Annotated in this window: 19 protein-coding genes and 1 tRNA gene; 9 read left to right on the top strand and 11 right to left on the bottom strand. The window is 64.2% G+C overall.

The features are described 5' to 3' along the window. Positions 1-7,418 (bottom strand): DUF5801 repeats-in-toxin domain-containing protein (locus JQ591_RS20980; RefSeq protein WP_249137366.1); only part of this gene is annotated, 7,418 nt, incomplete at its 3' end. A gap of 205 nt (positions 7,419-7,623) precedes the next feature. Between JQ591_RS20980 and JQ591_RS20975 the strand changes: the two genes are divergently transcribed. Further along, the gene (locus JQ591_RS20975; RefSeq protein WP_349630395.1) at positions 7,624-8,079 is read left to right on the top strand and encodes a hypothetical protein; all 456 of its coding nucleotides are present in this window, start codon (positions 7,624-7,626) and stop codon (positions 8,077-8,079) included. Positions 8,080-8,092: 13 nt separating this feature from the next. Here the strand turns inward: JQ591_RS20975 and JQ591_RS20970 are convergent, their stop codons facing one another. Further along, a complete protein-coding gene (locus JQ591_RS20970) occupies positions 8,093-8,644 on the bottom strand; it encodes an HlyD family efflux transporter periplasmic adaptor subunit (RefSeq protein ID WP_349630394.1) in 552 nt (183 codons plus the stop codon). Between the two features lie 461 nt (positions 8,645-9,105). On the opposite strand from JQ591_RS20970, the gene JQ591_RS20965 reads away from it, so the two are divergent. Beyond that, on the top strand, positions 9,106-9,480 hold the full coding sequence (locus tag JQ591_RS20965; RefSeq protein ID WP_211397877.1) for a hypothetical protein: 375 nt from the start codon (positions 9,106-9,108) through the stop codon (positions 9,478-9,480). A 50-nt stretch (positions 9,481-9,530) separates the two neighbouring features. Here JQ591_RS20965 and JQ591_RS20960 read toward each other — a convergent pair whose 3' ends face one another. Next, complete coding sequence (locus JQ591_RS20960) at positions 9,531-9,788, bottom strand: hypothetical protein (protein WP_211397876.1); 258 nt, start codon at positions 9,786-9,788, stop codon at positions 9,531-9,533. A gap of 175 nt (positions 9,789-9,963) precedes the next feature. Here JQ591_RS20960 and JQ591_RS20955 point away from each other — a divergent pair, with 175 nt between their 5' ends. Further along, the gene (locus tag JQ591_RS20955; protein WP_211397875.1) at positions 9,964-10,269 is read left to right on the top strand and encodes a hypothetical protein; all 306 of its coding nucleotides are present in this window, start codon (positions 9,964-9,966) and stop codon (positions 10,267-10,269) included. 221 nt (positions 10,270-10,490) lie between these two features. On the opposite strand, the gene JQ591_RS20950 is transcribed toward JQ591_RS20955, so the two are convergent. Both JQ591_RS20950 and JQ591_RS20945 read right to left on the bottom strand, forming a co-directional pair. Further along, a tRNA-Gly gene (locus tag JQ591_RS20950) sits at positions 10,491-10,564 on the bottom strand. 363 nt (positions 10,565-10,927) lie between these two features. Further along, positions 10,928-13,354, bottom strand: coding sequence for an ATP-binding protein (locus JQ591_RS20945; protein ID WP_211397874.1), 2,427 nt, complete (start codon positions 13,352-13,354; stop codon positions 10,928-10,930). Between the two features lie 264 nt (positions 13,355-13,618). Here JQ591_RS20945 and JQ591_RS20940 point away from each other — a divergent pair, with 264 nt between their 5' ends. Further along, positions 13,619-14,332 (top strand): substrate-binding periplasmic protein, encoded by a 714-nt coding sequence (locus JQ591_RS20940; RefSeq protein WP_211397873.1) that lies wholly within the window; start codon positions 13,619-13,621, stop codon positions 14,330-14,332. Between the two features lie 10 nt (positions 14,333-14,342). Here the strand turns inward: JQ591_RS20940 and JQ591_RS20935 are convergent, their stop codons facing one another. Both JQ591_RS20935 and JQ591_RS20930 read right to left on the bottom strand, forming a co-directional pair. Next, positions 14,343-14,546: a hypothetical protein gene (locus tag JQ591_RS20935; RefSeq protein ID WP_211397872.1), complete on the bottom strand. Its 204-nt coding sequence runs from the start codon at positions 14,544-14,546 to the stop codon at positions 14,343-14,345. 26 nt (positions 14,547-14,572) lie between these two features. After that, positions 14,573-14,770: a hypothetical protein gene (locus JQ591_RS20930; RefSeq protein ID WP_211397871.1), complete on the bottom strand. Its 198-nt coding sequence runs from the start codon at positions 14,768-14,770 to the stop codon at positions 14,573-14,575. Positions 14,771-14,972: 202 nt separating this feature from the next. Between JQ591_RS20930 and JQ591_RS20925 the strand changes: the two genes are divergently transcribed. Further along, the gene (locus tag JQ591_RS20925; RefSeq protein ID WP_211397870.1) at positions 14,973-15,359 is read left to right on the top strand and encodes a YciI family protein; all 387 of its coding nucleotides are present in this window, start codon (positions 14,973-14,975) and stop codon (positions 15,357-15,359) included. Between the two features lie 9 nt (positions 15,360-15,368). On the opposite strand, the gene JQ591_RS20920 is transcribed toward JQ591_RS20925, so the two are convergent. Then, positions 15,369-15,959: a TMEM175 family protein gene (locus JQ591_RS20920; protein ID WP_211397869.1), complete on the bottom strand. Its 591-nt coding sequence runs from the start codon at positions 15,957-15,959 to the stop codon at positions 15,369-15,371. A 126-nt stretch (positions 15,960-16,085) separates the two neighbouring features. On the opposite strand from JQ591_RS20920, the gene JQ591_RS20915 reads away from it, so the two are divergent. Beyond that, positions 16,086-18,143, top strand: a complete 2,058-nt coding sequence (locus JQ591_RS20915; RefSeq protein ID WP_211397868.1) for an ATP-dependent helicase — start codon at positions 16,086-16,088, stop codon at positions 18,141-18,143. Between the two features lie 56 nt (positions 18,144-18,199). Continuing rightward, positions 18,200-19,180 carry an NADPH:quinone oxidoreductase family protein gene (locus JQ591_RS20910; RefSeq protein ID WP_211397867.1) on the top strand — a complete coding sequence of 327 codons (981 nt, stop codon included), beginning with the start codon at positions 18,200-18,202 and terminating at the stop codon, positions 19,178-19,180. Between the two features lie 140 nt (positions 19,181-19,320). Here JQ591_RS20910 and JQ591_RS20905 read toward each other — a convergent pair whose 3' ends face one another. Genes JQ591_RS20905 through JQ591_RS20895 form a run of 3 tightly spaced genes read right to left on the bottom strand, consistent with a single transcriptional unit; the run spans position 19,321 to position 22,438 of the window. After that, the gene (locus JQ591_RS20905) at positions 19,321-20,568 is read right to left on the bottom strand and encodes a metal-dependent hydrolase family protein (protein ID WP_211397866.1); all 1,248 of its coding nucleotides are present in this window, start codon (positions 20,566-20,568) and stop codon (positions 19,321-19,323) included. 17 nt (positions 20,569-20,585) lie between these two features. Beyond that, positions 20,586-21,083, bottom strand: a complete 498-nt coding sequence (locus JQ591_RS20900; RefSeq protein ID WP_211397865.1) for a GAF domain-containing protein — start codon at positions 21,081-21,083, stop codon at positions 20,586-20,588. After that, positions 21,080-22,438, bottom strand: coding sequence for an MFS transporter (locus tag JQ591_RS20895; protein WP_211397864.1), 1,359 nt, complete (start codon positions 22,436-22,438; stop codon positions 21,080-21,082). Before JQ591_RS20895 ends, JQ591_RS20900 begins: the two co-directional genes overlap by 4 nt. A gap of 107 nt (positions 22,439-22,545) precedes the next feature. Here JQ591_RS20895 and JQ591_RS20890 point away from each other — a divergent pair, with 107 nt between their 5' ends. Both JQ591_RS20890 and JQ591_RS20885 read left to right on the top strand, forming a co-directional pair. Continuing rightward, positions 22,546-23,475: a LysR family transcriptional regulator gene (locus JQ591_RS20890; RefSeq protein WP_349630393.1), complete on the top strand. Its 930-nt coding sequence runs from the start codon at positions 22,546-22,548 to the stop codon at positions 23,473-23,475. A gap of 156 nt (positions 23,476-23,631) precedes the next feature. Next, on the top strand, positions 23,632-24,663 hold the full coding sequence (locus JQ591_RS20885; RefSeq protein ID WP_211397862.1) for an LLM class flavin-dependent oxidoreductase: 1,032 nt from the start codon (positions 23,632-23,634) through the stop codon (positions 24,661-24,663). The last annotated feature ends 106 nt before the right edge of the window (positions 24,664-24,769 follow it).

The raw sequence follows: 24,769 nt of genomic DNA, 5'->3' as shown, positions 1-24,769 counted from the left end.
CCATTGCCCGACGCGATCGTCAGCGTGCCCGTGGTGTTGCCATCGGTGACCGTGATCACGCCCTGGTCGGTCGTGACCACCGTATTGCCGTGCGAGGCATTGGTCAGCGTCGCCGTGAACACGTAGTTCGCGATCCCGCCCTCCAGCACCGTCGAGGCACTCAGGTTCACCGAGGTCGGATCAATCGTGTCGCCAATCGTCACCTTGGCCGTGTCCGAGATGTCAACCGCCTCGAAGTTGCCGCCTAACGTGCTGGCGATCGAAACAGTGATCACCTGACCATCCAGATACACATCGTCGCCCTGGGCCGGCTGCGGCGCAGACGTTGCCGTGAGCTGGCCGGGGGCAAACGTGATGTCCACCCCGTTGTCCAGCTTCACCGTGAACGGCGTCAGCGACGCATAATCCATGTGCGCCGTATAGACAAACGTCTGGTTCTCGAGGACCACGACATCGTCCAGGGTTACGAAGTTCGTGGTGATCGTGTCGTTGACGTGCGCGGTCGCCGCCGCCGTTCCGACCACCAGGCTTTCGAAGTTGCCGCCGGTCGCACCGGTGATGGTCGCCGTCAGCTGGCTGGCGTCCAGGTAGGGATCCTCGCCATTGCCCGACGCGATCGTCAGCGTGCCCGTGGTGTTGCCATCGGTGACCGTGATCACGCCCTGGTCGGTCGTGACCACCGTATTGCCGTGCGAGGCATTGGTCAGCGTCGCCGTGAACACGTAGTTCGCGATCCCGCCCTCCAGCACCGTCGAGGCACTCAGGTTCACCGAGGTCGGATCAATCGTGTCGTTCACCGTCACCGTCGACGTGTCGACCGTGTTCAGCGCTTCATAATTGCCGCCGGTCGCGCCGGTGACCGAGACAACGTAGCTCTCGTGATCGACATAGGGATCATCGCCCTGCACCGGGAACGGCGTCGAGGTGCCCGTGGTCTGGCCATCAAGGATCGTGATCGTCGACCCGTTGCTCAGGGTCAGCACGAGGTTGCTGCCCTGCGGCGCATGATCCACGCTCGCCGAGATCGTCGCCGTGCCGACGCCCTCGTTCACAGTCACGTCGTTCAACGTCACCGTGGTCGGGTCGCTGTCGTCGGTGACCACGAACGATACCGTCGATGCCGAGGTATCGCCGTCGCCATCGGTCACGGTGTACGTGAAGTTCGCCGGCCCGCCGGTATGATAGACGTCATCAGGCTGAGCAACGAACTTGTAGGCACCCTCGGCGGTGACCTGAAGGCTGCCATGGGTAACCGAGACGGCCTGAGAATACCCGTCCTGGCCGAACGACAGGGACACGCCGTTGATTTGCGTGACGGTCGCGCCGTCGGCGCCCGGATCGAAATCGAGCTGACCAATGACCGGAGCAGACCCTTCGAGGACGTCCTGCGACGCCTCCGCGACGGCATGCGGACCATCGTCCTGGAAATTGATGTGAAGCCCGGCCGGCGAAACGGCATGGGCGGTGTCGCCGTCACCGTCGGTCGCGGTGGCCGAGATGTACACGAGGCCGTTCGCGATCGAGACCTCGTCGTCATAGGCAGCAGGCGTTGAGCCATCGACATTGTGCGCAATCGCCGCGAACTGTGCGACCCACAGGTGCCCGTCGGTGTCGACATAGAGCGCGAACACCTTCTCGCCGGTCTGGAAGTTGTTGCCGTCGACGCCCCAGACGATGTTCGGGTTGGTGGAGTCCGTGAACAGGAAGATATCGTGGTTGCCGACCGTGGTGTTCAGCCCGGAATCCTGGCCCGTGAACCCGCCACCGGCGGAACTCGTCAGTTGATAGGACACACCTCCGGCCGGGCCGGGTCCGTCCGTGCCGAAATCGGGCGTCGTGAACAGGCTGGTCGCGGCACCGCTCGATTCGGCGTAACCGAGAACCGTAACGATCTGGGCGTCGGCAATCGCGGCCGTCAGCACGCTCGGGGCCGTCGCGGGATCGACATCGTTCTCCGGGTTCGGGCCGGACTGCGGCGCAAAGCCCGCGCTCTCGTCATGCGTGACGCTGAGCGTGGCCGGAGCGCAAACGACGGACGAAATGCCGCTGACCGAGAACGGATGACCGACATTGACCTCTTGCGGATCGGCCGGGTCGGTTGGAAGGGTCGGCGCACCGTTCGGCGTGCTCGAGAAGGCGACGTTGTCGTAATTGGAAATGACGAGACGATTGAAGTCGTCCGACGTGTCAACCGTGACGGTCGCCCCCTCGTTCAGACCGACGATGACGACGCCGACCAGCGTATTGCCGTCATACACCGGAATTTTGGTGTAGCTGGCATCCCCGGTGACGGTGACGTCGTTCAGCGTGATCGGCAGCGGATTGCCGTCATCGGTGAAGTCGTTGTTGTCATTGGCGTTGAAGACCTGGACGAAAACCGTCGCCGTGTTGCTCGCACTGCCCTGGATCTGTTGGACGGTGAACGAGGCCGCATCCACCTCGTAGTGACCATTATAGGCGAAGGTATTGGCCGGGAAGGTGACGTTGTTGACGAAGTCGAGCCGCAGGATCTCCGCAGCCTGGTCGTTGCCTCCGTGAACCTCATGGCCCTCGATCGACTGGTTGCCGACGCCGATATCGCTCCCCGTCGTATTGACCGTGTTCGGGTTCGGGCCATTGCCCTGACCGACGGCGGACAAGAGTACGTCCTGATCGCCCGGACCATCGAGACCGCGCTCGTCGACGTTGCCCGCCTTGATGCCGACATAGGTGAGCGGCGTATCGACGCAATCCTCCGAAGCGGAGATGGTCGGGCCGGAATCGTCGATGGAGACGATGGAATTGCTGTTGCCGATGAGGGTCGCGGTGGCGGATTGCGTGACATGGTCACCGTCGCCGTCGGTCACCGTCACGGTCAGCTTCACGCCGACGCTCTGGCCGGCCAAAGCCGTCAGCAACGAGACCGACTCGTCAAACAGCGAGGGATTCTCGGGCAGCTGCGATCCGGCAGGTTCCGAGGCGTCGTGATCTATCGGCAGGAATTGATCGACCACGAGCTGCGCCGTGGCCGGATCCGTCGAATTCAACGAGATGCGCAGGACGACGAAATCATCGCCCGTCGACAGCGTATCATGACCGACGCGGCCGACGATCTGACCGCCCTCGAGCGTCAACCAGACGGTCCGATGGTCCTGTGAGGTGCCATCGAGCAGGCTGCCCGCCAGCGCGGTAGCTACGAGGTTGGTCTTGATTCCGCCGAGCTCGGGCGCTCCCGTCAGGACGAGGCTGAGCGCGGACGTGACGGGGTTGACCAGGGCGGCACCATCAGCCCCGTAATCGATCACCGCATTCGTGAACAACGGAGCCAGCAGCCCCGCGCCCGTCATCAGCTCACCGATCTGAGCCGTCGAGGTCGCATCCGTCGTGAACGTGATTGTGGCGTTGCCAGTGTCGTCGGCGAGTCCGTTCGGCGTTCCGCCGCCCGACTCGCTCTCGCCGGTGTTGTATTGATCCGGCGGCGACCCCTCATGGCCGATAGTCTCGTCCAGATTGAGCGAAATCGCGACGAATTCCGGCGTGGTCACGTCGGCGCCGATCGTCAGCTTCGGGCCGTCGTCGTTGAAGTGGATCTTGCTCGAAATATCCGCCGACGCGGACGCCGTGTCGCCATCGCCATCCTTGATCGTGACGACCGCCGAGATCGAGCCCGCGGCCAGCGAAACCTGATCGTTCGGATTGGACGTATTGGAGTGATGGAGCGAGAGATATTCGACCACGGAGACCTGGCCGGTGACCGGATCGATGGCCACGGCAAAGGCGGTGGTGCCGTTCAGTTCGGGATGCACGCTATCCGTGCCCACGGTGCCGATCACCCTGCCCGCGCTATCCAGCGACAACGAAATCGCCGTTCCGTCCGTCAATGTCACGCCGGAAATAGACGATTGCAGATCGAGCGAATACGTGATCGCCGCAGTCGGATCGGGTCCGTCGACGCCGAAATACGGCAGGATGCTCAGGGCCGCGCCGCTACTGGTCGCATAGGCAAGCACCGTTCCGGGCTCGTCCGGATCATCGCCGGGGTTCGCCACGGTCGCAAAGACCGGAAGCGCCGCCGTGACGTCATTGGCCTGGTTGCCGGGAGTCTCGTCCGCGGTCACCCCGAAATTGCGGGGCACTGTCGCCGCAACGGACGGGCCGTCGTCCTCGAACTGAATGCTGCCGGAGATGTCGGCGGACGCCGAAGCGTGATCGCCGTCGCCGTCGGTGACCGTCAAGGTCGCCTTGACCTGGCCGAGGGCGTCTGCCAGCGAGGCCGCCTCATCGATATCGCCACCGATATCGGCGCTGTCATGGTGAAGCGAAACATACTGGACGACGGAGACCTTGCCGCTCACCGGGTCGATCGCGATCGCAAATGCGGCCGGATCGTTGGTGCCGGTCACGACATCGTCCTGATCGGACCCATCGTAACGACCGACGATGAGGCCGTTCTCGATGAAGAGGAATATTTCCTTCCCTTCCGTCGTGGTGAGGTTGGAATCGATCGGACCGGTCGTGCTGTGGCCCTCCGCGTCGGCCAGCGTCAGCGAAAAGACCTGGGCGCCCGTCTTGGCCGCGCCGTCAGTGCCAAAGTCGACATTGTCGATGGTAAGCGCCGCGACATTGCTCCGCGCGTACCCGATGGGAAGACCGAACAGAACCTGCGGGTCGTGTCCGGGATTGCTGACGCCGTTGAAAACGGGCGTGAACAGAATGTCATTGTCGTCGCCGAACGGCGGGCTCTGCAACAGCAGGGTCTCGTCATGAACGACGGCAAAGCCTTCCGTCACCGACACCGTCACGGTGGGACCATCATCGTCGAAAGCGATGAACGATCGCTCGTTGCCGATCAGGGTGACCTGAGCCGACGAACTGGTCTGGTCGCCGTCGCCGTCGGTGGCAGTCGTGGTGAGCTCGAGGTTGAGCGTCCCATTCCCGACCAGGTGCAAAATCGCCTGCTCATCGAACTGCGACGGATTCTCGGAGCCGCCGTGATCGATCGGCAGGAACTGATCGACTGTAACCTTCGCCGTGGACGGATCGCTGGCATTTTCCAGCGTTATGCGGAAGGCAACGTATTCATGCTCGGCAGTACCGTCACCGACGATCCGCCCTTCGAGCGTATCGTCGTCGACCTGAACCAGCACGATGGCGCGCTGCGCCGCGGTGAGGTTCTCGAGCGGCGTGCCGACCAGCGCGGTCGCAGTCAGGTTGGTGTCGACCGTTTCGCCGGAAAGCACCAGCTTGAGGACGTTGCTGATGCCACCCTTGGCGCCCGGACCATCCGTTCCGAAGTCGACAATGGCTGTGTCAAACAGCTCCGCAAGTCCACCTGCGGCGGTCGACAGCTCGCCGATCGCCTGCCCCTGCGTCGGATGGATCGCGACGGTAACGGTGGTGGCCTTATCATCAGCCGTGCCGTTCGGCGGTCCGAACCCCGATTCGGATTCGCCCACATTGTAAGTATCGGGCTGCGGGCTGTCACCGTGGGCAATGGTCTCGTCGAGGTCGAGCAGTCCGACGTTCGTCGGATGTTCGCCCTCCTCCCGCGTGATCATCGGCCCGTCGTCGTCGAACGCGATGAACGAATTCTCGCTGCCGATCAGGTTGACCTGGACCGTCGAGCTGGCCTGGTCGCCGTCACCGTCGGTGACCGTCGTCGTGAGTTGCAGGCCGAGCGTATCGGCACCGGCGAGGTGGAGGAGAATCTGTTCGTCGAACACCGACGGGTCTTCCGAACCGCCGTGATCGATCGCCAGGAACTGGTCGACCGTGACATGCGCGGTCGCAGGATCGCCGGCGTTTTCCAGAACGATGCGGAACGCGACGTACTCGTCGCCGTTGTTGGCGACGCCGTCCCCGACGATCCGACCCTCGATCGTGGTGTCGTTGACCTGGACCAGCACGATGGAGCGCGCGGCCGCGTCGAGGCTTGCGAGCGGAGTGCCGGCGAGCGCCGTCGCCGTCAGGTTCGTGCCGACCGTCTCACTCGACAGCACCAGCGTGAGAACGTTGCTCACACCACCGTTCGGGCCGGGGCCATCCGTTCCGAAATCGACCACCGCCGCCGGAAAAAGATTGATCAGTCCGCCCGCCGGCGTCGACAACTCCCCGATCGCCTGGGCCTGCGTCGGCGCGGTGGACACGGTGACGGTCGTCACTCCGGTGTCGTCCAGCGTGCCGTTCGGCGTGACGCCGTCTGATTCGGTTTCACCGGTGTTGTAACGATCGATCAGCGGACTCTGTTCATGGCCGATCGTCTCGTCCAAATTCAGCAGGCCGATGGACGGCAGCTCGCTGCCCTCGCCGCGCGTGACCGCAGGACCGTCATCGAGAAAGGACACGCCGAGTGAGCCGTTCGACACCGCAGTCGCCGTGTTGCCGACGGCGTCGGTCACGGTCTGCTGCACGAACACCACGTCGGCGAGCTGCGCACCTTCGCTCGTGTCAGGATCGGACGCGGTGCCGTGCTTGATGGCTTCATACTGGGCCACGTCAAGCTTCAGGGTCGCAGGATCGAGATAAAGCTGGAAGGCGACCGCGCCGTTCGGATCGGCCACGCCACCCGAGCCTTCCCGACCGACGACAAGATTGCCTTCGGTGAACAGGAAGATTTCGTTGTTGGTGACCGTCGCCTGCAGGCCGGAATCGACGCCGGCGAAGGCCGCGCCGATGGAGGTGGTCAGCGCATAGGCGGTCGTTCCGGTGCCGCCGCTTCCGAAGCTGGCGCTCGATGACGCAATTTCCGAAACGGCGCTCTCGGCCCAGCCGATCAATCCGACAGGAGAGAATACCGCAGGCAAGACAGCATTGGACAGATCGTTCGCGCCGTTCAGAACTTGCACATTGGCGGTTTCGTCATGGATGACGATCGTGTCCGAGAGCGTGAAGCCCGCAACCGGGGCAATCGTCGTTTCGGGCACTCCTGCGAATGTCTCGGGATTGAGGGCGAAATTGCCGAGCTCTTCCTGTCCGAGCAGGTCCAGCGGATTGCCGGCGTTTAACGTATCCACGGCAGCATTGGAGAAGCTGGCACCGCTTCCTTGGGCGTTGCCGTTACCATCACCGGCGGCAGGCAGCACGGACTGGTCGGTCGTGATGGGAAAGAGGCTCGCGAACTCCTGAACGTTGACGTCGCGCCCCGGCGCCAGCTCGATGGACAGCAGGTCCTGGCCGTCATGGCGGGAGTCGAACACCGGGTCCACAGTGATCGTCGACTTGTTGTCGAACAGAATGATCAGCTTCTCGCCGACGTGGACGAGCGTGATCTTTTCGTTGGCGATCGACGAGAAGTCGAGCTTGACCTTCTGGTCGTATCCGAGATGTACGACCACCGCCTGGTCTGTCAGCGGCTTCGCCAGCGTGAAAGTTCGAACTGAAGTTGCGTTGGTCGGAGCAGCCGTGCCGGTAGCCTGCGCTACCTGAAATTGAGCGTTCATAATCTACCCCTGCCAAAACATTATGCAGTTGAAATCAAATCTGCAGAAAGTAAGTCGAAAAATTTCTCTATTAAGCTATTGTTAACTGCATCCGGGGTCAACGAAATCAACTAGTTAACGAAGACTATTTGGTCCGGCGTGGTAAATTGGTGTCTGAGGCGAAGAGCCCACCGAAAAGGCATTTGAAATGAGCATCTTGCAGCCGGTGAACCGGGAAAACATGGCAAGCTTCGCTGCACCGCTGAGGGTATTATTGTCCTCCGTCGTCGTGATGCTGGTGGGCTTCGGTGCGCCCGCATGGGCCGAAGACGCGGCCGCTCCGGTCGAGCGAACGATCAGAAGCCTCGCCAACAAGGACACCCGGATCGGCGTCTTCATCAACGTGCTGTCCGACTGCACGTCGGGGCCGCTGCCGACGATCCGTCTGGTCAATGCGCCTGCATCTGGGAAGGTGACCGTCAAGTCGGCGAAAGTGAAGGCAACCAACTACAAGGCTTGTCTCGCACTGGAAGTACCCGGCTACATCGCCTTCTACAGATCGCAGCCGGACTTCATCGGCGATGACGTCCTGACGATCGAGGTCAAATATGCCGGTGGTCGGACGGAAATTCAGAAAATCACGGTCAACGTTGCTGGCGCCGGAGCACAGCAGAAGATTTAACGGTTTCTTCTTTTCAGGAGCGACGCTTCCTACGCGGAGCCGGACGAAACCGGCCGTCGGCGCGCTTGGTCGTACCCAAGCTGGTCGGTACATGCCCGCATCGGCAGGCCGGCGAATTACCTTGCCGGAACGATTGATTGAAGGACATGATCAGCGGACCCACGATATATTCGAACGCAGTACGCTGCACGGTGGGTATCATGATGGTGGCTGGCATTCCCGGATACAGCCGAATGTTCGGTGTTGCGGCCAGCTCATCCTGATCAACCCGAACGAAGACGGTATAGTAGGGATTGTTGGTCTTCGGATCGGTCAGGCGGTCGGCCGAAATTTGGATCACTTCGCCGTGGATCATCGGCACGATGCGCTGATTGTATGCGGTCAGGTGAACTTCAGCACACATGTTCGGGTGGACGTCGCTGACGTCTTCGACCGCGATCTGCGCTTCGATGGTGAGCGAATCCTGCTCCGGCACGATGTCCAGAATCTTATCTTCGCGTTGGATCACGCCGCCGACCGAGAAGACCGTCATCGCGATGCCGCCATGCCAGTCGTCGATTGTCACGTCGTATTTCTGCGTCAGGGTTTGGCCAGTGGAGCGGTGCAGCCCCTTGCTGCTTGATCAGCTGACGTTGGCGGCCGGGGATTTTGTGCGATGCGATGCGACGCGTTCGTCAGCGATTGCCGGCGACCATCATCGACACAAGAACAGCATGAAAGGTAGCGCCTTCCGAACGTGACGGGGACGCAGAACCGCCTGTTAGGTATTCGGGAAGGAAGCTGACCTTGCCACTTGCCCGAGCGCGCAATCCCAGGTGCACGGCCGTATCCAAATAGGGGCGTACTCCGGCCCTATGCGGCAAATCGGCAGGTCCGTGCGGCGCACATACTCTCGACGGCGACTTGATGCAGAACGGCAACGGCTGAATTATCTTTGCGATCACCGGTGCTGCAACGGTTTGACGTGTGAGCCGTTTCTTGCTTCCCTCGGTTCTGATTGGTTTTTGATTTTTTTTAGGAGCAACAATGCGCAATCGACCAGGCAAGCTTATTGCGGCGGCGGTGGTGCTGAGCTCCAGCCTTGCCGTGCATCCGGCGGCCGCCGCTGATCTCGGCCTGATGGCACGGCCAACCGCTGTCGGGAATTGCTCGGAACTCGTCTTCACCTGCGAGAACGGCAGGCAATATCCTCTTTGCCCGATCGCCGTGTCAGTGGCTGGTGAGGTTGTGACGGCGTCGCTGCAAACCGGCCATTCCGGCGGCGTGCACGTGCGCCTGGTCCCGATGGGAGTCGGATATCGCTATGCCGGTCCCGGCGTCTGGGTCGACGGCTTCCGCGGCAATGCCTTGCTCAATTTCGGGAAGCACAGCCAGATCGCCTGTACGATCGAGAACTACTGATTGCCGAGCCCGAGCGGCGCCTCCGCAAGGCGCCGCGCAACCATCCCGCGCTAGCCTTTGGTGCGAACGACAACCGCCCGCGCGCGCGGGTACATGTAAGCCTTGGGACGTACATAAACCGGACAGTAGTTGTCCCACTGGTATTGCTGCCAATTCCATTTCCAGCAGCCGGTCGCGATCTCGGGATCGGAATACCAGTTCAGCCGATACGGTTCGTCGCCAAATGGATACGGACCGCCCTGAGCGCTGGCCGGCGATGCACACATGCAGACGGTGACGGCAATCGCAACAAGGAATGGCTTGTACATGACTTTCTCCCAATATGCCGGCATAGTGCCAAATCGACACATGCTTATCAAGCTTGGAAGCGCCAGGCATGCTGGCGAGCCCTCCACCCGCAGCGCGCAAAGACGTCGGTAGCGTCGTCTACGCAACGACTGCAATCGAGTGATTCAGCTACAAGTCCCTCACACGTCTTGCTCCATGAAAACCATTTCCCTCAATGCGAAGCTTCGGTGGCCGGACGTCAAGGACCACTACGTCGTCATCTATGAGGGGCACGTGATCGGCAGCGTACATCGATCCGGAGACAGCTGGTCCTGGTCAATAAGCGTCCCGATGGGCCTGCCTGATTGGTCGGCCGGAAACGCTTCCAGTCTGCACGAGGGCATCAAGACACTCGGTAATGCCTGGGCCGGCATATTGAAGTCGACAAGCGCCGAGCGCCTGCAGCGGGCGTGGGATCTGGAACGAGCTGCGGAGACGCGAAACACCGTGTCCAACGTGTGATATTGTGATATCCGGGCGCCGAAAGCGTTTCGGGTTCTACAGGTAACAAGACCCTCGCGACCGGAGTGCCGAACTGTAAAACTCGGTCGTCATGGACTCCACAGCCTCGCATACTTCCCGGCATGGCGAAGCGCGCTCGCAAGCTATTGCCTACCAGCAAGCGCCACCATCGCGCGAACGCGATCGCTTCAGATCGTAGATTGACTCAGATAATCTTGCGATGGAGCGGGTGAAGGGAATCGAACCCTCGTATTCAGCTTGGAAGGCTGCTGCTCTACCATTGAGCTACACCCGCGACAGGGGCTCCCTAACACGGCCGGGCGGCGGTCTCAACTGCCCAAGATCTCACTTGCCCAAAGATCTCAACTGCCCAAGAGACGGCTTTCCAGCGCCATCCCGGCCTTGCGAACAGCCGCTGGTTCCTCCCGGCCCGCTTCCCCTTAACAACAGCGGCATTTCCGCCTATATTGAACTCTTCCGAAACCAACGAAAGGAGGTGATCCAGTGTCTCTTACCAAGCGCTGTCACCTCGCTGGGATCGCCCGCTAAGCTTTGAAACGGGCTTGGCATTTGGGGCGCTCTCAGCCCTGGACCAGCGAGCAAGAAATCGGGCGCGACGGGGCCTCCCCGCCGCGCCTTTTTCGTTGGCGGGCGCCGCTCAGGCCGGCGGCTCGCCCGCAAGCACCTCGCGGATCTTCTGCGACAGCTCCGACTTGCGATACGGCTTCCTGAGCAGTGCCACGCCGGGGTCGAGCTGGCCCTCGTGAACGATGGTGTTGTCGGTGTAGCCGGAGGTGTAGAGCACCCTCGCCCCCGGCCGACGGAGCTGAACGGCTTCGGCCAATTCCCGCCCGTTCATGCCCCCGGGCATGATGATGTCGGTGAACAGCAGATCGAACCTGGCGCCCTGATCGACCAGCGCAAGCGCGGCTGCGCCGTCGCCGGCGGCGAGCGTGCGATAGCCGAGGGTGCCGAGCTGGGCGATGACATAGCCCTGCACCAGCGGGTCGTCCTCGACCACGAGTATCGTCTCGTGCCCGCGTGCCGCCGCGAGCGCCTGAACCGGTGCCGTTCTGGCCGGCGCCTCGCCCTTCGATCGCGGCAGGAACAGCCGCATCACCGTGCCGTGTCCCTCCTCGCTTTCGATGACGACTGTACCGCCGGTCTGGCGGGCAAACCCGTAGACCATGCTGAGCCCAAGCCCGGTGCCGCGACCGACGCCCTTGGTGGTGAAGAACGGCTCGAACACGCGCTCGCGGATGTCGGCGGGAATGCCGTGGCCGGTGTCGGTGACCGCGACCATCACGAAGGCACCGCGCATCACATCGCCGTCGCCGGCACTGCTCGTGCCGTCGAGGTCGCGGTTCGCGGTCTCGAGCGTGAGCCTGCCGCCCCCCGGCATCGCGTCACGGGCGTTGACGGCGAGATTGACGATCGCGGACGAGAGCTGCGACGGATCGGCCATCGCGGACCAGGCGTCGTCCGCGAGCCGGGTCACGATCTCGATATGCTCGCCGAGCATCGGCTTCAGCAGCTTCGCGGTTTCGACCACGAGCGCGTTGACGTCGATCTCGCGCGGCTCGAGCGGCTGGCGGCGCGCGAAAGTCAAAAGCTGCGAGGTGATCTCCGCGCCGCGCGCGGCCGCATCGTCGATGAGCTGCGCGATCGCGGCGAACTGAGGCTTGTCCGCAAGCCCCTCCTGGACGATTTCGATGGTCCCGGTGATGACGGTGAGCACGTTGTTGAAGTCGTGCGCGACGCCGCCGGTGAGCTGACCAATCGCGTCCATCTTCTGGGATTGGCGCAGCCGCTCCCCGGTCTCGTGCTGCTCGGTGAGGTCGGTCGCCGACCCGCGATAGCCCATGAAGCGTCCGTCGGCGGCGAACACCGGCTGGCCGTTGACGCTGAAATGATGCACGCGTCCGGACGCGTCGCGGCCGCGATATTCGAACTTCCGGAACGGCTCGTGGCGATCCAGCGTCGCCGTATGCGCACGCCATTTCTCCGGCTCGACGTCGCGGTCGAAGGCGGCATCGGAGCGGCGCTTGCCGATCAGCGCCTTGCTGTCCATGCCGAAGGCGCCGGCCCGGTCGGATATGTAGGTGAACAAATGCTCCGGTCCGGTCTCCCAGAACCAGTCGGAGGCGGTCTCGGCATAGTCGCGGAAACGCTGCTCGCTCGCACGGGCGTCCTCCTCCGCGCGCCGGCGGATCGTCAGGTCGCGCTCGAGATTCGCATTGGCCGCGCGCAGCTCGCCATAGGCCCGCTCGAGATTTGCACACATGGTATTGAAGGCGTCGATCACCTTGTCGAGCTCGTCGGCATCGTGGGGCGGCCGGCGCTCCAGCTGCAAAGGCGGCGGCGGCCGCGCCAGGCTGTATTTGCTGACGAACTCGGCGATGGCGACGAGATGCCGCGTCACCAGCAGATGGACCATGTAGATGATGAACAGGGAGACGAGGAACGTCTTCGCCGCCTGGCTTGCCAGAATGACCAGGGCGCGGTTGAGCAGATGCTGATAGACGTCGGTCAGGGTCGCCTCGACGTGGAGCACGCCGATCGGGCGTGCGGTCCCCTGCACGCTGTAGTTCAAGGGATAGTCGCGCGTCACGACCGAGCGGGTGCTCGGCTCGCCGACCGCGAGACGGACCGGATTGGGACGATCGGCGATCTCGTGGACTTCCGCGGCGCGGATGTCGGGCAGCCGCAGGATGCCGTCGAGCTGGAGCCTGAGCTGGTTCTGGTCGAGATTCCACAGGCTCTCGCCGAGGCTGTCGATGGTGCTGCGACCGATCTCGTCAAGCCGTGTCTGGATCATTCCGACCTCTCGATCGTAATCCAGATAGAGTTGAAGCGCGGTCAGCGTGAGCGTCACGATCGAGGAGAACAGCAGCACGGCGGCCAGGAGGCGCGGTCCGACGCCGCTGCGCGACCAGTTGAAGATCCGCGACAGCCGCGCCCCGATCATCGGCGGCGCAAGGGCCGCGCCGATCCCGTTCAAATGCTGGCCGGTCGAATCCCGCGTCGCGGCCGCTGGGGCGATGGCGCGGCTGCGCTTGGAGTCCTCGTCGCCTGCATTCGCCATGCACCATGTCCCCGAAAATGGCGGCACCCTGCTTCGGCGGGCCGGTCGCAGCCGCGAGCAAATCGATCGTTGAGACTTTCCCTTCACGCGACGTGCCCGTCACGCGAGGCGCGCAGCGATCCTGTCGGCCCATGGGCGCCCTGAGGTCGGCGGGGTCATGTCTTGCGCCCAGCAGCAGGATTCTCCCTCAAACTATCACTTCGCGTGCTAGAATGACACCGGTGAAAGTCCGGAGGTCGCCTGCGGGACCGAGGGAGACGCCTGATGTGGCGGATAGTCGTCGCCTGCCTGTCGCTGCTCGCAGTCGGCCCCTCGCAAGCGCAGGAGTTGATCCGGCTGGCGCGGATCGCCGGCATTCCCGATCAGTATGTCGGCGGCGAGATGCTGCGGGCCGTCTACGCCAGGCTGAACATCAAGCTGGAATTCGAGGACGTCCCCGGCAAGCGCGCGCTCGCTCTGTCGAGCGCCGGCGAGGTCGACGGCGAGATCCAGCGGATCGGGACGCTCTCCCGCGACTACCCGACGCTGATCCAGGTCACGCCGGCGATCAACTACATCGAACCGGCGGTGTTTTCGACCAAACTCCGTTTCGACGTCGCCGGCTGGAATTCGATCAGGGACTACAGCATCGGCATCGTCCGTGGCGTCGGCTCGTCGGAGGCCGGCACCCGCGGCATGGCCCGCGTCACGGCGACCACGAGCCTGGATAACATGGTCAGGATGCTCGACGCCGACCGCTTCGACGTGATGGTCACCGACCTCTTCAGCGGGCTGGCCGCGGTGAGGAAGCTCCATCTGCAGGACAGGATTGTCGCGCTCTCGCCACCGCTCGAGCGCATCCACATCTACCACTATTTGCACGATCGCCATCGCGAGCTGGTGCCGAAGGTCGGCAAGGTGATCGCCCAGATGGAGGCGAGCGGCGAGCTGGCAACGCTGCGCGAGGCGCTGGTCAAGCAGGTCCTGAGCGCGCCGTGACTGCGCCGGATCAGCCGGCGCGAAGCCGCTCGCGCAGTGCCACGGCGGCGATCAGCATGCCGACGCACCAGGCCACAACGGCGCGGTGCGGCTCCCCGCCGAGCAGCATCGTGACGACGCTCGCGAGCAGACACGGCGCGATGGCCTTGCCGGTCCGGCTCACCAGTGCGAGCAGGAACGGCATCGCCGCGATTGGTATTTGCAGAACGTCCATGTTGAATAGCGGTGTCGCCGAAGGCTTCAGAAGCCGCAGACATTGAGGGCGCGCGGGCGTTTACCGCGGCGGCTCTCGGCGATGCGTTCGCCGCCAGTCTCGACCGAGCTGCCGTAATAGCGATGGTGACCGCTCTGGTCATGCCAATCGGCCGGCTCCGATGGCGCCGCCCGCCGCGCGTCGCAAATGATCTTGCAAATGACCTTGATGGTGTGACCCGACATTGCCGCCTCCGATGGCCTTCCGTGTTCTTGTGGCCATCAGTCGTCTCGGCTTGGGGCGGCGTTCACCCGGCCGGGCCGCAATCGGGTTTCGGGACGGTTTCATCGAGCCTGCACGACGCAATATTTTCCTCACCGCCATTGTCGGCCGCGGCCATCGTGATACGTCCTTTGGACTGCGCGCCGCAAAATCAACGAGGTGACGATGCTTTACGCCATCCTGGCCTATCACGTGGAAGACGAGATCTTGTCCTGGACGCCCGAGAAGGACGCCGCGGTCGTGGCCAAAGTCATAGAGGTTCAGGCTCCCCTCCGGGCAAGCGGGCATTTTGGGCCGGCCGCCCGCCTGGATGAGACCCGAAAGGCCCGCACCTTGCGCGGCCCCGGCGCAGGCATGGTGCTGGACGGCCCATTTGCCGAAACCAAGGAGCAGCTTCTGGGCTTCCACCTCGTCGAATACGACACGGATGAGGAGGCGATCGCCGCGGCGCGGACGCTGCGCCAGGTCAATCCGTCGGCCGTCTACGAAATCCGCCCGGTCAAGCTTTACGTGCCGGCCGACGGGTTCGGCGCGACGCCTCCCGGCGAATGAACGGCGGGCCTACGTGTCCGTCCCGGTCGGCGTGACATAGAAGCGCTGGATCAGGAGACCGCCGAAGGCGATGAACCACAGGAAGGGCGCGACATGCGGCGCGAACGCCGCAACGATCGTGCCCGGGATGAACACCAGCAGCGGAAACAGCGAGGCCATGATCTCTTGGCGCCAGCCGCCCAGGATCCTCCACCACAGCCAGGCATTGAGGCCTGCGATCGCAGTCAGGTGCAGGCCGTAGAGCACCGCGACCGCACTGCTCATGGGGTAGTTGGTGTAGAGGCCGTTGGTCACCGGCAGCAGCACGATCGACAGCAGGAAGAACAGATTGAGGATCACCGCGCCGCGGCTGCCGACGGGCTGGCGCGCCAGCCGCCGGTGATGGCTGATCCAGAACACGCCGGCGATGATGAAGCTGAGCGCAAGACCCGCAAGCTTGCCGGAATAGACCTGGGCGAGATCGTTCCAGTCGGGCACGCTGGTGAACACCGCGGCCTTGGGCAGATCGTAAGCGAGCAGCGTCATGGCAACGCCAAAGATGGTGTTGCTGAGCGATTCCAGCCGCCGCATCTCGAACTGGTCGGGCTTGAGCTCGGTCATGCCGGGTGCGTGCTCTCAGGCTGGAACTTGGGCTGTCTTTTCCCTAGGTCTTAACATCGGTTCCGTCCAGCCGCATTGCGATTCGCGAGCGGATCGCCGACTCTGGCCGTTTCACCGGGGCGATTCGTGGCGACATATCTGGACACGCTCAATGCGGAGCAGCGCCGCGCCGTGGAGCATGGCGTGGCCGACGGTGCGACCGTGGGCGCGCCCCTGCTCGTCATCGCCGGTGCGGGCTCCGGCAAGACCAATACGCTGGCCCATCGCGTCGCGCACCTGATCGTCGCGGGCAGCGATCCGCGCCGCATCCTCTTGATGACGTTCTCGCGCCGCGCCGCAGCCGAGATGGCCGGCCGGGTTGAGCGCATCGCCCGAAAAGTGCTCGGCGAGAACCATGCCGCGATCATGCGCGACGCGCTGAGCTGGGCCGGCACGTTCCACGGCATCGGCGCGCGGTTGCTGCGCGAATATGCCGAGCGGATCGGCGTCGATCCCGCCTTCACCATCCACGACCGCGAGGATTCCGCCGACCTGATGAACCTGGTTCGGCACGAGCGCGGATTGTCAAAGACCGAGAGCCGCTTTCCCGCGAAAGGCACCTGCCTGTCGATCTACTCGCGCTGCGTCAATGCCGAGATGGAGATCGAGAAGGTGCTGGGCCAGCACTATCCCTGGTGCGCGGGCTGGGCGGCCGAGCTGAAGGGCCTGTTCGCGGCCTATGTGGAGGCCAAGCAGGCCCAGCACGTGCTCGATTACGACGATCTCCTGCTCTACTGGTCGCAGATGATGAGCGATGCGCTGATCGCGGAAGAGATCGGCGGCCGCTTCGATCATGTGCTGGTCGACGAATACCAGGACACCAACCGCCTGCAATCCTCGATCCTGCTGGCGCTGAAGCCGGACGGACGCGGCCTCACCGTCGTCGGCGACGACGCGCAGTCGATCTATTCGTTCCGCGCCGCCACTGTCCGCAACATCCTGGACTTCCCGCAGAGCTTCTCGCCCCGCGCCGAGATGATCACGCTCGACCGCAATTACCGCTCGACGCAACCGGTGCTGGCGGCGGCCAACGGCGTCATCGGCCTGGCGCGCGAGCGCTTCACAAAAAACCTCTGGACCGACCGCGCCTCCGCGCAAAAACCACAGCTCGTCACCGTGCACGACGAGGCCGACCAGGCCCGTTACATCGTCGAGGAGGTGCTGGCCAACCGCGAGCAAGGCGCGCTCCTGAAGCACCAGGCGGTGCTGTTCCGGACATCCTCGCATTCGGGCCCGCTGGAGATCGAGCTCACCCGCCGCAACATTCCCTTCGTCAAGTTCGGCGGGCTGAAGTTTCTCGATGCCGCGCATGTCAAGGACGTGCTGGCGCTGCTGCGCTTCGCCGAGAATCCGCGCGACCGCGTCGCCGGTTTCCGCATCCTGCATCTGTTGCCGGGCATCGGACCTGCGACGGCGCAGCGCGTGCTCGACCAGATGGCGGAGAGCTCCGATCCGCTCGCCGCGCTCGGCCAGCTCCCGGTGCCGCCGCGCACCGGCGCGGACTGGACCGGCTTCGTCCGCACCATCGAAAATCTGCGCTATTCGGAATGGCCGGCCGATCTCGAACGCGTGCGGCTCTGGTACGAACCGCATCTCGATCGCCTCCACGAGGATTCCGAGACGCGCCGCGCCGATCTGATGCAGCTCGAGCAGATCGCGAGCGGCTATGCCTCGCGCGAGAAATTCCTGACCGAGCTCACGCTCGATCCGCCGGATGCGACCAGCGACAAATCCGGGCCCCCCTTGCGCGACGAGGACTATCTGATCCTCTCCACCATCCATTCCGCCAAGGGCCAGGAGTGGAAATCGGTGTTCGTGCTCAACGTCGTCGACGGCTGCATGCCGTCGGATCTCGGCGCCGGCACCAGCGCCGAGCTCGAAGAGGAGCGCCGCCTGCTCTATGTCGCGATGACGCGCGCCAAGGACGATCTGCACCTCGTGGTGCCGCAGCGCTTCTTCACCCACGGCCAGGCCGCCAAGGGCGACCGCCACGTCTACGCCTCGCGCACCCGCTTCATCCCGGAGCAGCTCGTCTATCTGTTCGAACGCACCGCCTGGCCGAAAGCCGGAGCCGGCGCGGCCCGCACGGCGGCGCAAGGCCCCAAGGTCGACATCGGCGCGCGGATGCGGGGAATGTGGCGGTAGACGCAAGAGGACGGTCCAGAGACCTGTTAGAACAACTGGAACAACAGGGATCCGACATGAAAGCGGTCGTCGTCGAACAATACGCGCCCATCGACCAAATCGAGCTGAAAGACATTCCTTATCCGCTCATGGAGCCCGGACAATTGCGCATTCGGGTAGAGGCTGCGGGAATCGGATTCGTCGACGGCTTGAAGATCCAGGGTCTCTACCAGACCAAGGATCCCCTTCCCTTCATTCCCGGGACAGAATTTGCAGGCGTGGTCGTGGAAGCTCCGGGCAGGCCGGGAGGTTATCAACCCGGCATGCGCGTGATGGGGATGACGCGCTCGGGCGCGCTTGCCGAAGAGATCGTCGTCACCCCCGAAGCGCTCTATCCCCTGCCGGACGGCGTCGCGGCCGAGGTCGCCGCCTCGTTTCGCGCCAATTATCTGACCGCCCTCTATGCGCTCAGTGAACGCGCCTCGCTCTGTGCAGGCGAACAGCTTCTGGTGCTGGGCGCAGCCGGCGGCACAGGAATCGCGGCTGTCCAGATTGGCAGGCTGCTCGGCGCCCGTGTGATCGCAGCGGCATCGACACCAGACAAGCGCGAGTTCGCGCGACAGCACGGCGCCGATGCCGTGGTTGACTACACGCAGACCAACTGGCGCGACACGCTGAAGGAATTGACCGGAGGACACGGCGCCGATGTGATCTTCGACCCCGTCGGCGGCGAAGTCTCGGTGCAGGCTTTTCGCTCCATCGCCTGGCGCGGCCGTCATCTCGTGGTCGGTTTTGCCGCCGGCGCGATCCCTGCATTGCCGTTCAACCTGCCACTGCTGAAGGGTGGCGCCCTGCTCGGCGTCGATCTCGCGCAGCTTCCAATCCGCGAGCCCGACGTGCAGAAGCGCCTGATGTCGGAGCTGACGGCCTGGCTGGTCGAAGGCCAGCTGAAGCCTGTGGTCGGTCGCGTCTTCGCGCTGGATGATTTCCGGGAAGCGTTCAAGACCATGCAGACGCGCGGGGCGCTCGGCAAGATGGTCGTGCGTATCTCGAAATAGGACGCACAAACGGAAACCGGACACCTCCGAAATGTAGCGGTGTGAGCTGACGATCGTCCGTTAGTTGCGCGCAAGGGCGGCACCCACCGCTGAGGGCCGACGATCAATATCGGGTCGCGGATGCGGCGATGTGGCGGTAGTTATGCGTTCAGCCTGTCGAACTGGACCTTGCCTGCCTTCATCACCAGCGGAATGTGCTCGCCCTGCCCGAGCAGGCAGGCAACATCGCGCAGCGGATTGCCGTCGACCACCAGCAGGTCGGCCCACGCCTCGGGCACGATCCGGCCGAGCCTGCCCTCCATGCCGAGCACCTCGGCGCCGACGACCGTGGCGCTGGCGATGACGGCGCGCGGACCGAGAATCTCGGCGCGGATGCGGAATTCGTCGCTCTGGAGCCGCTGGGACGGCCCGAGCAGATCGCTGCCAAACCCCATCTTGACGCCGGCGTCGCGGTAGATCGTCAGCGAACGCAGGCCAGCGTCGCGGACATCGGCGATCTTGGCAACGCTCTCCGGCGGCAGGCCATATTGGGCGCCCTCGTTGGCCAGCGCCTCGTAGGTGACGAGCGTCGGCACCACATAGGCGCCCTTCTCGGCCATCAGCTGCGCGGTCGGAGCATCGACCAGATTGCCGTGCTCGATGGTGCGCACCCCGCAGCGCACCGCGCGTTCGATGGCGGCTGCGGTGTAGGCGTGGGCGAGCACATAGGTCTGACGCCCGCGCGCCTCCTCGACGATGGCGCGGATCTCGTCCTCGGAGTAGCCGAAGGCACCGACCGGGTCGGTCGGTGAAGCAACGCCGCCGGAGGCCATGATCTTGATCTGGTCGGCGCCCATCTGGAGCTCCTCGCGCGCCGCCCTGCGCACGCCGTCGACACCATCGGCAACGCGCGCCAGCGCGCCGACGCGCACGCAGCAGGGACACGGTGCGTCGCTGGCGAGGTAATCCGAGCGGGCCCGCATGTCGCCGTGCCCGCCGGTCTGGCTGAGCGCACGTCCCGAGACGAACAGCCGCGGACCGTCGGTCAGACCGGTCTCGATCGCCTGCTTCAGCGCATGGCCGGCGCCGCCGGCATCGCGCACGGTGGTGAAGCCACGCCGCAGCATGCCGCGCAGCAGCAGCGTCGAGCGCAGCGTCACCAGCACGTTCGGCATGTGCACCTGCTGCGCCAGGTTGAGCTCTACGGCGATCGCATGCACATGCAGGTCGATCAGGCCGGGCATCAGCGTCTTGCCCTTCAGATCGACGGTGCGGTCGGCTTCGGCCTGGAGCGGCCGGTCGGAGACCTCCTTGATCAGATTGTCCTCGACCAGCACGTGATGTCCCTCCAGGAGGTCCGGCTGAAGCGGATCGAGCAGAGCAGCGTTCTTGAAGAGCACACGGGACATGACGACTTCCTGTCTTATCAGGACTGGATGAGCAGCGCGGGCAAGGCGAGCTGGGCGAATGGAAGACACGCAGCGACATCGTCCTCGCCATACCAGCCTGCCTCATGGAGCAGATTGAGCGAGCCGAGCGTGCGCCCGCGCCAGCGCACGGGCATGTTGAGCACGCTCTCGCAGCCGAGCGAAGCGATCAGCTCGTGATCGGAAAACACCTCGCGCAGACCGTCCAGGGTGCGGCCGATATAGGCCTCGCCGCGGTCGAGCACGGCCTCGGTCCACGGCCCCGGCGCCAGGCGCTTGCGTCCGCCCGCCGGGTAAGGTCCGGGGAGATTGGAATACACCCGCGCAGCTTCCCCGGTGTCGTCGTCATAGGTCAGGATCGTGAACAGCTTGTGCCCGATCGCCGATTTCAAGGCGTCGTCCAGCGCCGCGAACAGGGCATCCGGCTGATCCGCCCTGCCCTGTGCGGCCGCCACGGCGCAGAGCAGCGGATCGGACCTGTGTTTCGTCTCCCTCATGCGACTTCACCCGCCGCAATCTCTTCCAGCGAACGGCCGCGCGTCGGCACGCCCATCACCACCACGGTGAGCGCACCGATCAGCAGCACACTGGTGGTCAAGCCGAACACGCCGGCGAAGCCGAAATTGGGATAGAGATAGCCGACCAGGATCGGCGAGACGATCGCGCCGATGCGGCCGATCGCGGAGGCGAGCCCGGCGCCGGTGGTTCTGACCGCGGTCGGAAATACCTCGGCGGTATAGGCATAGACGCCTGCATAGGTGCCGTTCATGAAGAAGGACAGCAGAATTCCCGCCACCATGATGTGCTGGTCACTCTGCGCGAACGCCAGCCCGAGCGCGCTGGCGCCGCCGAGCACCATGTAGGATGCGATCGTCGCCTGCCGACCGATGCGCTCGTTGAAATACGCGGCGCTGAAATAGCCGGGGATCTGCGCGCAATAGATCGCGAGCGAATAGGCGAAGCTCTTGGTGATGCTCATGCCGTTCTGGACCAGAAGGCCGGGAATCCAGACGAAGAAGGAATAGTAGCTGAAGGTGATCGCAAGCCACATGATCCAGGTCATGATGGTGATGCGCGCCTGGCGGCCGGCGAGGAGCGCGGCGAAATTGGCAAGCAGCGTCCCGCCAGTCCCGGCCGGCGCCGTGGCTTCGACGACCGGTTGCGGCAGGACATGGCCTTGGCTCGCAAAGCCGGCCTCGATCCTGTCCAGCACGGCTTCGGCTTCCTTCTCCCGGCCCCGGCTTTCCAGCCAGCGCGGCGATTCCGGCAGCGCCCTGCGCCACCACAGCAGCATGACGACCGGCACTGCGGTAATCACCAGAACGATGCGCCAGCCGTTCTCATAGGCGGGCACGATGAAATAACCGAGCAAGGCCGCTGCGACGAAACCGAAGGAGAAGAATCCGGCCAGCGCGCCGGTAAAACTGCCGCGGAAGCGCCGCGCCACGAACTCGGCGAGATAAGGCGCGATGATCGCGCTCTCGGCGCCGGTCCCCATGCCCGCGACGACACGGGCGGCGAAGAAGGACGACCAGCTGTCCGCCGCCGCGCTGACGATGGATGCGGCACAGTAGAGCGCCAGCGCCGACATCATCACCGCACGGCGGCCGATCAGGTCACCCAGCGTGCCCGCCAGCAATGCGCCGAACAGGAAGCCGATATAGGTGCTGCTGCCGAGCACGCCGATCTCGACGCTCGACAGATTCCAGGCCGTGCGCAGCACCGGCAGGATGAACGCCAGCACGGCCGCGTCCATCGCGTCGAACATGTAGCCGAGCCCGCCCATCAGCAGCAGATGCCCGTGGAAGCGCGCGAATGGAAGGCGCTCGATGCGCGCCGAGATCATCGACATGAAAGTCCCCTCTGTCTGGCGGCCCGGCACTCCGCTCATCCCTGGAGGGAACCATAGACAAAGAGATATTATCGTCATAATTTATAATCATGATCTAGTACATCACTGTGGTGAATGTTCTGTCGTTCCGATTGCTCGACCTCAACCTGCTGAAAGTCTTCGAGGCCCTGATGACCGAGGGCAGCGTCACGCGCGCCGCCAACGCGCTTCTGATGACGCAACCGGCGGTCAGCAACGCACTCGCACGCCTGCGGGACGCGCTCGGCGATCCCCTGTTCGTCAGGTCCGGCACCGGCATCCGTCCGACCCAGCGCGCCGTGGTGTTGTGGGGGCCGATCGGCGAGGCGCTCGAAACCGTCCGCGGCGCGCTCGACGAGCAGGTGTTCGATCCGCGCCGTGCGCAGACCGAGTTCAGCCTGTCGATGTCGGATTACGTCGCCTCGCTGGTGATGCCGAACCTGTTGAACCATCTCGCCAGGGTCGCGCCCAAGGCGCGCGTCCACACCGTTCCCAACACCGTCGTGGAGATCGCCGACCAGCTCGAAGACAATCGTGTTGATTGCGTGCTCAGCGTCTATGTCAACGAGGCGCAGCAGCCGGCCGCCATCCGCTCGCGCTCGCTGTGGACCGTCGACTACGCCTGCTTCATGCGGCGCGGCCATCCGCTCGCGGCGATGAAGCGGCTGAGCACGCGCAGCTTCCTCAACGCGGGGCATGTCGATGTGAGCCTCGCCGGCAAGACCTTGCCGTCCTACGACCTCTTCCTCGCCTCGCGCGGGCTGTCGCGCAACCTGGTCGCGACCGTCAATCACTACAGCGCCGCCTACGAGATCGTGCGCCAGTCTGATCTGATCGCCGTGCTGCCCAGCGATTTGCGCTCGCAATCCCGGCACGCGCCGTTCCTGCACGCCATGCCGCTTCCGCTCAAGGCGCCGCCGCGCATCGTCAGCCTGTTCTGGCACCAGCGCAACGACACCGTACCGGCGCAGCGCTGGCTGCGCGAGACCCTGGTCGAGACCTTCGCCAGGTCCGACTGAAGGCGCGGGCCCCGAGACCCGACACCATGAAAAAGCGGAAACAATGGGTTTCTCGAAGCAGCATTGTTGCACCGGTCTCCACTGCTTACCTCCAACGCAAAGCGATCCCCTCCCACAGTGACAGGCGCGCAAGCAGCGCCCGCAGAGACCTCATCAATGACCGCACCGCTTGAATTTGGACTGGACACCTTTGGCGACGTCACCAGGGACGCCTCCGGCGCGATGCTTCCGCACGCGCAGGTGATCCGCAACGTCGTCGACGAGGCGGTGCTGGCCGACGACCTCGGCCTCGACTTCATCGGCCTCGGCGAACATCACCGCGCCGACTTCGCGATCTCCTCCCCTGAGACCGTGCTGGCCGCCATCGCGTCGCGGACCAAGCGCATCCATCTCGGCTCGGCCGTGACGGTGCTGAGCTCGGACGATCCGATCCGCGTCTTCCAGCGCTTTGCCACGCTCGATGCGCTCTCGAACGGGCGCGCCGAGGTGATCCTCGGTCGCGGCTCGTTCACCGAATCCTTTCCGCTGTTCGGCTTTGACTTGCGGGCTTACGAGGCGCTGTTCGAGGAAAAGCTCGATCTGTTCGCAGCACTGCTGTCGCAAGAGCCGGTGTCCTGGGAAGGCAAGCTGCGTCCGCCGCTAAAGGGGCAGCTGGTCTATCCCCCGGTCGAGAACGGCACGCTGAAGACCTGGATCGGCGTCGGCGGCAGTCCGCAATCGGTGGTGCGCGCGGCGCATTACGACCTGCCCTTGATGCTCGCGATCATCGGCGGGGATCCCGCGCGCTTCGCGCCCTTCGTCGATCTCTATCATCGCGCGTTCAAGGAGTTCGGCCGCCCGGCACAGCCGATCGGCGTGCACTCGCCCGGCTATGTCGCCGAGACCGATGAGCAGGCACGCGAGGAGCTGTGGCCCGACTACAAGGCGATGCGCGACCGCATCGGCAAGGAACGCGGCTGGCCGCCGATGGGCCGCGACGAGTTCGTGAGCGAGGCCGAGCACGGTTCGCTCTATGTCGGCTCGCCGGAGACGGTCGCGCGCAAGATCGCCAAGACGGCAAAGGCGCTTGGCATTTCGCGCTTTCAGTTGAAATATTCGGCGGGCCCGCTGCCGCACGAGAAGCTGATGAAGAGCATCGAGCTCTATGGGCGGAAGGTGGTGCCGATGGTGCGGGAGATGATGGGGTGACTTGCGCGCTGCGAAAGCTCGCCTGTGCCTTCAGGCTACGGAGCGGCAGCCTTCGTTAGCTTCGCTTGACGCTAATCTGGGCTGGCTCGCCCAGCCCTAGCTCGCG

Source organism: Bradyrhizobium canariense (genome assembly GCF_018130465.1).
GTDB lineage: Bacteria > Pseudomonadota > Alphaproteobacteria > Rhizobiales > Xanthobacteraceae > Bradyrhizobium > Bradyrhizobium canariense_C.
Note: the sequence above shows the minus strand (reverse complement) of the source record. Positions and strands in the feature narration are given on the sequence as shown.

Bases quoted from the DNA above. Each gene is read 5' to 3' on its own strand.
- JQ591_RS20960 (WP_211397876.1), bottom strand. From the start codon at position 9,788: ATGTACAAGCCATTCCTTGTTGCGATTGCCGTCACCGTCTGCATGTGT.
- JQ591_RS20905 (WP_211397866.1), bottom strand. From the start codon at position 20,568: ATGTCCCGTGTGCTCTTCAAGAACGCTGCTCTGCTCGATCCGCTTCAG.
- JQ591_RS20930 (WP_211397871.1), bottom strand. From the start codon at position 14,770: ATGTCGGGTCACACCATCAAGGTCATTTGCAAGATCATTTGCGACGCG.
- JQ591_RS20885 (WP_211397862.1), top strand. From the start codon at position 23,632: ATGACCGCACCGCTTGAATTTGGACTGGACACCTTTGGCGACGTCACC.
- JQ591_RS20910 (WP_211397867.1), top strand. From the start codon at position 18,200: ATGAAAGCGGTCGTCGTCGAACAATACGCGCCCATCGACCAAATCGAG.
- JQ591_RS20895 (WP_211397864.1), bottom strand. From the start codon at position 22,438: ATGTCGATGATCTCGGCGCGCATCGAGCGCCTTCCATTCGCGCGCTTC.
- JQ591_RS20940 (WP_211397873.1), top strand. From the start codon at position 13,619: ATGTGGCGGATAGTCGTCGCCTGCCTGTCGCTGCTCGCAGTCGGCCCC.
- JQ591_RS20945 (WP_211397874.1), bottom strand. From the start codon at position 13,354: ATGGCGAATGCAGGCGACGAGGACTCCAAGCGCAGCCGCGCCATCGCC.
- JQ591_RS20955 (WP_211397875.1), top strand. From the start codon at position 9,964: ATGAAAACCATTTCCCTCAATGCGAAGCTTCGGTGGCCGGACGTCAAG.
- JQ591_RS20935 (WP_211397872.1), bottom strand. From the start codon at position 14,546: ATGGACGTTCTGCAAATACCAATCGCGGCGATGCCGTTCCTGCTCGCA.
- JQ591_RS20900 (WP_211397865.1), bottom strand. From the start codon at position 21,083: ATGAGGGAGACGAAACACAGGTCCGATCCGCTGCTCTGCGCCGTGGCG.
- JQ591_RS20920 (WP_211397869.1), bottom strand. From the start codon at position 15,959: ATGACCGAGCTCAAGCCCGACCAGTTCGAGATGCGGCGGCTGGAATCG.
- JQ591_RS20925 (WP_211397870.1), top strand. From the start codon at position 14,973: ATGCTTTACGCCATCCTGGCCTATCACGTGGAAGACGAGATCTTGTCC.
- JQ591_RS20965 (WP_211397877.1), top strand. From the start codon at position 9,106: ATGCGCAATCGACCAGGCAAGCTTATTGCGGCGGCGGTGGTGCTGAGC.